Origin of the sequence: Streptomyces millisiae, from assembly GCF_031845425.1 — a bacterium.
Taxonomy (GTDB): Bacteria; Actinomycetota; Actinomycetes; order Streptomycetales; family Streptomycetaceae; genus Streptomyces; species Streptomyces millisiae.
On record NZ_JAVREM010000039.1, the window covers coordinates 49,256 to 58,510 of the forward strand.

The window sequence follows — 9,255 nt, forward strand, 5'->3', positions numbered from 1 at the left end:
GCGTTCCGGCGGTCTTCTGGCAGGTCAGTCGGCTGTTCGGGCCCCGGAGCCGAAGGTGACCGGGAGACCGTCGAACTCCTCGCCGGTGGGCGGCACCCTGAGGGCCGACAGGGTGAACCGCATGACCTCGTTGAAGACGGGGCCGCAGACCTCGCTGCCGGTGTAGGCGCCGCGGGTGGGGTTCTGGACGGCGCAGTAGACGGTGACGCGGGGGTCGTCGGCCGGCGCGAAGCCGGCGAACGAGGAGGTGTAGCCGTTGTAGCGGCCGGTCTCCGGGTCCACCCGGTTGGAGGTGCCGGTCTTGCCCGCCACCCGGTAGCCGGGGATGCGGGCCGCCTGCCCGGTGCCCTCCTCGGAGGCCACGACGGTCTCCAGCATCTGGGTGAGCTGGTCCGCGGTCTCCTCGCTGACCACCCGGCTGCGCTCGGGCTCGGGGGCGGCCTCGTACTCGCCGTCGGGGCCCGTGGTGCCGCGCACCAGGCGCGGGGTGATGCGCTCGCCGCCGTTGGCGATGGTCGAGTAGACGGAGGCGGCCTGGACGGCGTTGACGGACAGGCCCTGACCGAACGGGATCGTGTACTGCTGGGAGGCGTCCCAGTTCTCCGGGTCGGCCACGATGCCCGGGGTCTCGCCGGGGAAGCCGAGCCCGGTGGGCTGACCGAAGCCGAAGGCCGTCAGGTAGCGGTAGAGGATCTCGTTGGCCTCCGGCTGGTTCTCGCCCAGCTGCTCGGCGGCCAGGATGGTGCCGATGTTGCTCGACTTGGCGAGCACCCCGGCCAGGGTCAGGTACCAGGTGGGGTGCTCGATGTTGTCGCCGAAGTTGCGGTCGGCGCGCGGCAGCCGGTTCGGCACCACGACGTTGGTGGAGGGGGTGGCGGCGCCCTCCTCCAGGACGGCGGCCATGGTGATGACCTTGCTGGTGGAGCCCGGCTCGTAGGCGTCCTCCAGGGCCGGGTTGCGCAGCTGGCCGGCGCCGGCCGAGCCGATGTCGTTGGGGTCGTACCCGGGGGCGCTGGCCAGGGCGAGGACGTCGCCGGTGACGGTGTCCTGGACGACGACGTAGCCGCTGGTCGCGTCGGACTCCTCGACCTGCGCGGCGATGGCCTGCTGGGCGGCCCACTGCACGTCCCGGTCGAGGGTGAGCTCCATGTCGGTGCCGGGCACGGCCGGGTCCTCGCTGCCGCCCGCGGTGGGCACCCGGCGGCCGCCGGACTGGGCGTAGGTGATGCTGCCGGCCTCGCCGGCCAGCTCGGTGTCGAGCTGGGCCTCGAGGCCGCCGCCGCCCCGGCCCTCGCTGTTGACGAAGCCGAGCACGGCGGCGGCGAGGTCGCCGTTGGGGTAGACGCGCCTGGGGTTCTCCTCGGCGAAGACGCCGTTCAGCACCTGGTCGCCGGTGCCCTTGGTGGACTGCTCGGCGAGGTTGCCGCGCAGGTCGCGGATCTGGGTCCAGACCTGGGGGGTGCGCTGGCGGGCGAGCAGCGCGTACTTCTCGTCCGGGTCGTCGAGCAGGTCGGCGAGCTCGGCCTCGTCGCGGTCGAGGATGGGCGCGAGGAGGGCGGCGGCCTGCGCGGGCGCGTCGGGGACGCCGGTGGCCTCCTCGGTGAACATCGAGGGGTCGGCGGTGATGTCGTAGGCGTCGACGGTGGTGGCCAGGGCGTTGCCGTGCCGGTCGGTGATGTCGCCGCGCTCGGCGGCGAGCGGCACGGTGACGATCCGGTTGCGGGCGGCCTCCTCGGCGTAGGAGGCGGCGCCCATGGCCTGGACCTGCACGAGGCGGCCGCCGAAGACGAGCATCACCAGGGTGAGGCCGATGCCGACGAACCGGAGCCGCGGCCGTGGGTTCCCCAACCGCAGCGAGCCGGCGTCCCGCCGGACCCCGGCCGTACCGCGCCCGTTGCGACTGTTGCGACTGTTGCTCACGACCACGTCCCTCCGTCGGTGGCGGTGGCTTTTTCGGTGGTCTGACGGCTGGTGAGGCGGCGGCGGGCCGCCAGGACCACCGCGCTCAGTCCGAGGGCCGCGCCGCCCGTGCCGGGCGACGGCGAGTCGTCGACGATCGTGCCGGGGGGAGTCGACAGGGGCGGCGCGGCCGGGTCCTCGGTGTCCTCGGTGCTCTCGGCCGCCGGCGGGGCGGACGCCTCGCCGTCGGCTCCGGCCCGCGGGACGGCTTCTTCGGCGCCCTCGGCGCCGCCCGCGCCGCCCGCGCCGCCCGCCCGGGTGGCGACGTCGCCGAGCAGGCTGCCGTCCGGGCCGAGGAAGACCGGTGGGCCGTCGGGGACCATGCCGAGCTCGCGGGCGCGCTCGGCGAGCGCGTCGGGCGCCGAGTAGCCGTCCACCTCGGCCTGCAGCTCCTGTTGCTGGTCGGTCAGCTCCTGCGTCTCCCGCCGCAGCTCGCTCAGCTCGAAGGAGCCCTCGTTGAGCGAGGCGTTCAGGAAGAGCAGGCCGAGCATGCCGGAGCCGAGCAGCAGCACCACCAGGAGGACGAACGGGGTTCTGGCGGCCGTCGACGAGCCCTTGGGGACGAGGCCGGCCAACCGGCCGAGACGCTGCCGCTGGCTCATCTCAGGTCGCCTCCCTGATCCGTTCCGCCGCGCGCAGCCGGGCCGGCGCGGCACGCTTGTTCTCGGCGAGCTCCGTCTCGTCCGGCTGCTCGGCGCCGCGGGTCAGCAGCCGGAGACGGGGCTGGTACTGCTCGGGGATCACCGGCAGCCCGGGCGGCGCGGTGTTCTCGGCGCCCTCCCCGAGCACCCGCTTGACCAGCCGGTCCTCCAGCGAGTGGTAGGCGAGCACCGCGATCCGCCCGCCGACGGCCAGCGCCGCGACGGCCGCCGGGAGGGCGCGTTCCAGGACGGCCAGTTCGCCGTTGACCTCGATGCGCAGCGCCTGGAAGGTGCGCTTGGCCGGGTTGCCGCCGGTGCGCATGGCGGCCTGCGGCAGGGCCTGGCGGATCAGCGCGACCAGTTGCGCGCTGCCGCTGATGGGGGCGCGGGCGCGCTCGCGCACCACGGCGTCCACGATCCGGCGCGCGAACCGCTCCTCGCCGTAGACGCGCAGCACCCGGACGAGTTCGCCCGGCGGGTAGGTGTTGAGGACGTCCGCGGCGCTCGGCCCGGTGCTCTGGTCCATCCGCATGTCGAGGGGGGCGTCCTGCGCGTAGGCGAAGCCGCGGTCGGCCTCGTCCAGCTGCATCGAGGAGACCCCGAGGTCGAACAGGACGCCGGCCACTCGGGGGACACCCAGTCGGGCCAACACGTCGGGGAGTTCGTCGTAGACCGCGTGCACCAGCGTGGCCCGGTCGCCGAAGCGGGCGAGCCGCTCCCCGGCCAGGGCCAGCGCCGCCGGGTCGCGGTCGAGGGCGACGAGCCGGATGTCGGGGAAGGCGTCGAGCAGCGCCTCGCTGTGGCCGCCGAGCCCGAGGGTGCAGTCGACCGCCACGGCGCCCGGCCGGTCGCGCAGGGCGGGGTCGAGCAGTTCCAGGCAGCGCCGGAGCATGACGGGGCGGTGCCGGGCTTCCGGCGGCCGGTCGTTGCTGGTCGTCATGCGCCTTCCGGGGAGCTTCCGAGGGAATCCGAGGGAGGGAGAAGAAGGTGACGGGCGAAGACGGCGGCTTACGGGATCGTGCACACGCCTCCCAGTGCGCGTCACACTAGCCCACCTGTTTCCGCGGTCAATCACTGAGGTTGATCGGGCGCCGCGTTTCGGAGCGGCTCTGTGAGCCGCGTCACCTCCCTGGGGGAGACGACCTCCCAGTACTCGTATTAACGTCACGGATATGCCTCATACCGTCACAGACGAACTGGTCAGCGCCAACCACCGTTACGCCGAACGGTTCACCGATCCCGGAATGGACGCCAGGCCCGTGCGGAAGGTGGCGATCGTCGCCTGCATGGACGCCCGGCTCGACCTGCACGCCGCCCTGGGCCTCCAGCTGGGCGACTGCCACACCATTCGCAACGCGGGCGGCGTGGTCACCGACGACATCATCCGTTCGTTGACCATCAGTCAGCGCAAGCTCGGCACCCGTTCCGTGGTGCTCATCCACCACACCGGCTGCGGGCTGCTGAACCTCACCGAGGACTTCAGGCACGAGCTGGAGCACGAGGTCGGGCAGCGGCCGAGTTGGGCCGTTGAGGCGTTCACCGATCTGGACCAGGACGTGCGGCAGTCCATGGCGCGCGTGCGTACCTCGCCTTTTCTCCCGCACACTGATGACGTGCGCGGCTTCGTCTTCGATGTGACGACGGGTCTGCTGAGGGAGGTGGATCCGGCCAGCGAGGCGGCGAGGTGACGAGCGAGCGCCGTAGTGTGAAGAATGCTGGGCGGAGGAAACCACCCGGTGAGGATCCGATGTCCGGGTAATCGGTACGGTCCGGGTCGCGCTTCGAGCCGGGCCCTGGAGTGAGCGAGAAGGGCCGAGGAGGGCCGGGTGACGACCTATGAGGAGCAGACCAAGCTCACCGATCTGAGCACCACGGCGGAGCAGGTGCGCCGCGCCGTGGAGAGCGTGATCGAGGGCAAGCCGGAGGTCGTGCGGCTCTCGCTGACGGTCCTGCTGGCCGGCGGACACCTGCTCCTCGAGGATGTCCCCGGCGTCGGCAAGACCATGTTGGCGAAGGCGCTGGCGAAGTCGATCGACTGTTCGGTGCAACGCATCCAGTTCACGCCAGATCTGCTGCCCACCGACATCACGGGCGTCAGCGTCTACGACCAGCAGCGCAACGAGTTCGAGTTCAAGCCGGGCGCGGTGTTCGCCCAGATCGTCATCGGCGACGAGATCAACCGGGCCTCGCCGAAGACCCAGTCGGCGCTGCTCGAGTCGATGGAGGAGCGTCAGGTCACCGCGGACGGGCGGACGTACGAGCTGCCGAGCCCCTTCATGGTGATCGCCACCCAGAACCCGGTCGAGATGGAGGGCACCTACCCGCTGCCCGAGGCCCAGCGCGACCGGTTCATGGCCCGGGTGTCGATGGGCTACCCGTCGCCCGAGGCCGAGATGCGCATGCTGGCCACGCACGGCGGGGCCTCCCCGCTCGACGCGCTGCGGCCGGCGGCGCACGCGCACGACGTGCTGCGGCTCGTCGAGGCGGTGCGGGAGGTCCACGTGGCCGACCCGGTGCGGCGGTACGCGGTGGACCTGACGGCCGCCACCAGAACCCATCCCGAGCTGCGGCTCGGCGCCTCGCCCCGGGCCACCCTGCACCTGCTGCGGGCCGCCAAGGCGGCGGCGGCGCTCGCCGGCCGGAACTTCGTGCTGCCGGACGACATCCAGCAGCTCGCGGTGCCGGTGCTCGCCCACCGGCTGCTGCCCACCGCGCAGGCCCAGTTGAACCGCCACAGCACCGAGCAGTTCGTCGCCGACATCGTGCGCAGGACACCGGTGCCCGACCCGTATGCCGCCAAACCGCAGCGGGGCTACTGATGACCCTGCCCCATCTCGCCGGGACGGGCGAGGGTGCGGGTGAGGGTGACCGGGGGCCGCTGAGGGCCGCGTTCGGCGGACTGACCACCAGGGGCAGGTCCTTCCTCGCGGCGGGCGGCGCCGCCGCCGTGTGCGCCTACGTGCTCGGCCAGCCCGACCTGCTGCGGGTCGGCGTGCTGCTGGCCGCGCTGCCGCTGCTGTGCGTGCTCGTGCTGCACGGCACGCGCAGCCGGGTGACGGCGGCGCGCAGCCTGACGCCGGCCCGGGTCGCGGCCGGCGGCGAGACCCGGGTGCACCTCAGGGTCGACAACGTGGCGCGGATCCCCAGCGGGCTGCTGCTGCTCCAGGACCGGGTGCCGTACGTGCTCGGGCCGCGGCCCCGGTTCATGCTCGACCGGATCGAGCCGGGCGGCCGCCGCGAGGTGACCTACCGGATCCGCTCGGAGCAGCGCGGCAGGTACCCGCTCGGCCCGCTCCAGCTGCGGCTCGCCGACCCCTTCGGGATGGTCGAGCTCAACCGGTCGTTCACCACCTTCGACGTGATGACGGTGCTGCCCAGGATCGAGCCGCTGCCGCCGGTGCGGCTCGGCGGCGACGCCAACGGGCACGGCGAGGGCCGGCAGCGCGCCCTCGCGGTCGCCGGGGACGACGACATCATCCCGCGCGACTACCGGCGCGGCGACGACCTGCGGCGGGTGCACTGGCGCTCGACGGCGCACCGCGGCTCGCTGATGGTGCGCCGCGAGGAGAAGCCGCTCAAGGCGCGCTGCACGGTGCTGCTCGACACCCGGCGCGGCGGCTACGTCTCCTCGGGGCCCGACTCGGCGTTCGAACGCGCGGTGTCGGGCGCCGCCTCCGCGGTGTTCCACCTGGTGGCCCAGGGCTACGAGGTGCGCCTGGTCACCGACACCGGGCTGCTGGTGCCGGGGCCCGAGAGCCAGGCGGGCGACACCGCGGAGCTGACCGCGTTGATCATGGAGACGCTGGCGGTGATCGGCCACTCGGCCGGCACCTCGCTCGCCGACGCCAAGGCGGCGCTGCGGGCCGCCGACTGTGGGCTGCTGCTCGGCTTCCTCGGCTCGGTGGGCGCGGCGGAGGCCCCGGTCCTCGAAGCGCTGCGGCAGCGGGCCACGGGCGCGGTCGGGTTCGTGGCGGCGGGTCAGCTGCCGCCCGAGGTGGAGGGCGAGCGGCTGCGGAACGTCGCGCTGGCCGGCTGGACGGCGCTGCCGCTGCTGCCCGGCGTGCCGCTCGGGCAGCCCTGGCAGCAGGCGGCGCTCGAGCTGGCGGCGCGCGGCACGGGGGCACGATGACGGGGCGGCACGGGTGGTGGCCGAGCCGGAGGACGAGCGGGGAGCCGGTCGGATGAATGGGCTGATAGACGGCAGGATCCGGATCGCCTGCGCCGCCTGGCTGGCGACCGTCGCGGCGGCCGGCGCGCTGCTGCCGCTGATCGACGGCTCGGACTGGATGGTCCAGGCGGCGGTCCTGCTGGCCGCCCAGACCGGCGTCGGCACGGTGCTGCGCTGGCGCGGGCTGCACCCGGCGGTGACGGTCGGCGCGCAGGCCGCGGCGTCGTTGATGCTGCTCACGCTCGTCACGGCCCCGACGTACGCGGTGGGCGGCGCGTTGCCGACCCCGACGACCTTCGAGCGGTTCGGGCTGCTGCTGCGGCAGGGCGCCGAGGACATCGGGCGCTACGTGGCCCCCGCGCCCGCCACCGACGGCATCCGGTTGATGGTGTTCGGCGGGGTGCTGCTGATCGGGCTGCTGGTCGACGTGCTGGCCGTGACGACGCGCAGCGCCGCCTCGGCCGGCCTGCCGCTGCTCGCCCTCTACTCGGTGGCGGCCGGCGTCGCCCAGGACGGCCCCGGCTGGCCCTACTTCCTGCTCGCGGCGGCCGGCTACCTCCTGTTGCTGCTCGCCGAGGGCCGGGACCGGCTCACCCGGTGGGGCCGGTTCTTCGCCGGGCACGGCCCGGGGCACGGCATGACCCCGCACGACCACACGGTGACGGCCGGCCCCCGGGCCCGCGCCGGCCGCCGGATCGGCGCCGTGACGCTGGGCATCGCGGTGCTGGCACCGGCCGGCCTGCCGTCGTTCGGCGAGGGCCTGCTCGACCTGGACGGCAGCGGCGGCAACGGGCGCGGCGGCACCGGGGACGTCGTCTCGGTCAACCCGATCGTGGCGCTCCAGGACCAGCTCAACCAGCAGCAGGACCGGCCGGTGCTGACCTACCGCACGACCAGCGGCGAGCAGTCCGACATGTACCTGCGGCTGATCGCGCTCGACCAGTTCACTGGGCAGGAGTGGCGCTCCTCGCGCTGGTACGAGAGCGAGAGGCCGAACCCGCCGTGGCAGGTCCCCGGGCTCTCCGACGAGGTGGCCGCCACCCCGGTCACCACGACCGTCCAGGTCGCCGACTACTACGCGCAGGACTCGCTGCCCGTCCCCTACCCGGCGACCTCGGTCACCGTCGAGGGGAACTGGCTCTTCGACCGCGGCACGCAGACGCTGGTGAGCAACCAGAACGGGCGCACCAGCGCCGGCGCCAGCTACGAGATCGAGCATCTGCTGGTGGAGCCGACGGCCGACCAACTGGCTGCGGCGCCCCCCGCCTCCAGGGAGCTGGTCGACTACTACACCCGGGTGCCGGACGACCTGCCGGAACAGGTGGCGCTGACGGCGCTGGACGTGACGTCGGGCGCGGCCAACGACTTCGAGCGGGCGATGGCCCTCCAGGACTGGTTCACCCAGGACGGCGGCTTCCGCTACGACACGACCGTCGCCTCGGGCAGCGGCACCCAGGCCATCGTGAACTTCCTCCAGCAGAAGGAGGGGTTCTGCGTCCACTTCGCCTTCACCATGGCCGCGATGGCACGCACGCTCGGCATCCCCACCCAGGTCGCCGTCGGCTTCACCCCGGGCACGCGGCAGCCCGGCGGCGCCTACGAGGTGGGGGTCCACAACGCCCACGCCTGGCCCGAGCTGTACTTCCAGGGCGTGGGCTGGGTGCGGTTCGAGCCCACCCCGGGGCAGGGCAACGCCCCCTCGTACACCCGCCCCGAGCAGACCCGGCCGAGCGAGGAGCGGCCCGAGGAGGAGACGGAGCAGACGACGCCGGCCCAACCCGAGCCGTCCCAGCAGCCCTCCCCCACCGACCCCTGTCAGCGGGACGCGGACGCGGCCGGCTGCCAGGACCGGCAGGAGACGCCGGAGAGCGACCGCCGGGAAGCCGGGATGCCGCTCGCGCCGATCATCTGGGGCGGCGGCGGGCTGCTGCTCGCGCTGCTGGTGGCGTCACCGCCGCTGTGGCGGGCGCGGGTACGGGCACGCCGGCTCGGCCGCGACGGCGGCGCGCTGCCGGCCTGGCGTGAACTCCTGGACTCCGCGTGGGACTTCGGTATCACGCCGCTGGCCTCCGAGACACCGAGGCAGGCGGCGGCCCGGATCGTGCGGGTGGCCGAGCTGCCGGCGGAACCGGCGGCGGCGGTCCACCGGGCGGCGGACGTGGTGGAGCGGGCGCTGTACGCGCCGGCGACGGTCTCCGCGGCGCCGGCGCCGGCGCTTGCCGACGACGTGCGGGGGGCCCTGGCGGGCCTGCGGGCCACGGCGGGCCGGTGGACCCGGGTCCGGGCGTTCTTCGCACCCCGTTCCGCCATTCGGGTGATGCGGGCGATGGCGGCCTGGCGCGCCGACGCGGGCCGCCGCGTCGGGGCGGCCCTACCGGGGCGCCCGCGGGGCGCCACCAAACCGCCGACCGCCTATCGGCGGTCGGTCCACGCCGCGCCCCGCGCGGGGTGGCACCGGCCGCCGCTAGGCGCTTCGCGCCGGTGCTC

Annotated in this window: 7 protein-coding genes; 4 read left to right on the top strand and 3 right to left on the bottom strand. The window is 74.1% G+C overall.

Going from position 1 to position 9,255, the window contains the following annotated elements; all coding sequences use genetic code 11:
* Positions 1-24: 24 nt before the first annotated feature.
* The 3 genes from RNC47_RS24035 to rsmH are packed head-to-tail and all read right to left on the bottom strand — an operon-like array spanning position 25 to position 3,540.
* Positions 25-1,926, bottom strand: coding sequence for a peptidoglycan D,D-transpeptidase FtsI family protein (locus RNC47_RS24035; RefSeq protein ID WP_394814857.1), 1,902 nt, complete (start codon positions 1,924-1,926; stop codon positions 25-27).
* Positions 1,917-2,561: an FtsB family cell division protein gene (locus RNC47_RS24040; RefSeq protein ID WP_311601615.1), complete on the bottom strand. Its 645-nt coding sequence runs from the start codon at positions 2,559-2,561 to the stop codon at positions 1,917-1,919. Before RNC47_RS24040 ends, RNC47_RS24035 begins: the two co-directional genes overlap by 10 nt.
* A 1-nt stretch (position 2,562) precedes the next feature.
* Positions 2,563-3,540 (bottom strand): 16S rRNA (cytosine(1402)-N(4))-methyltransferase RsmH, encoded by a 978-nt coding sequence (rsmH, locus tag RNC47_RS24045; protein ID WP_311601616.1) that lies wholly within the window; start codon positions 3,538-3,540, stop codon positions 2,563-2,565.
* Between the two features lie 232 nt (positions 3,541-3,772).
* Between rsmH and RNC47_RS24050 the strand changes: the two genes are divergently transcribed.
* The 4 genes from RNC47_RS24050 to RNC47_RS24065 all read left to right on the top strand — a co-directional run.
* Entirely contained in the window at positions 3,773-4,288 is a 516-nt protein-coding gene (locus RNC47_RS24050) for a beta-class carbonic anhydrase (protein ID WP_311601617.1), read from the top strand.
* A gap of 138 nt (positions 4,289-4,426) precedes the next feature.
* Complete coding sequence (locus tag RNC47_RS24055; protein WP_311601619.1) at positions 4,427-5,419, top strand: AAA family ATPase; 993 nt, start codon at positions 4,427-4,429, stop codon at positions 5,417-5,419.
* Positions 5,419-6,729, top strand: coding sequence for a DUF58 domain-containing protein (locus RNC47_RS24060; RefSeq protein WP_311601620.1), 1,311 nt, complete (start codon positions 5,419-5,421; stop codon positions 6,727-6,729). The genes RNC47_RS24055 and RNC47_RS24060 overlap by 1 nt, the downstream gene beginning before the upstream one ends.
* A 52-nt stretch (positions 6,730-6,781) precedes the next feature.
* Positions 6,782-9,255 (top strand): transglutaminase TgpA family protein (locus RNC47_RS24065; protein ID WP_311601621.1); only part of this gene is annotated, 2,474 nt, incomplete at its 3' end.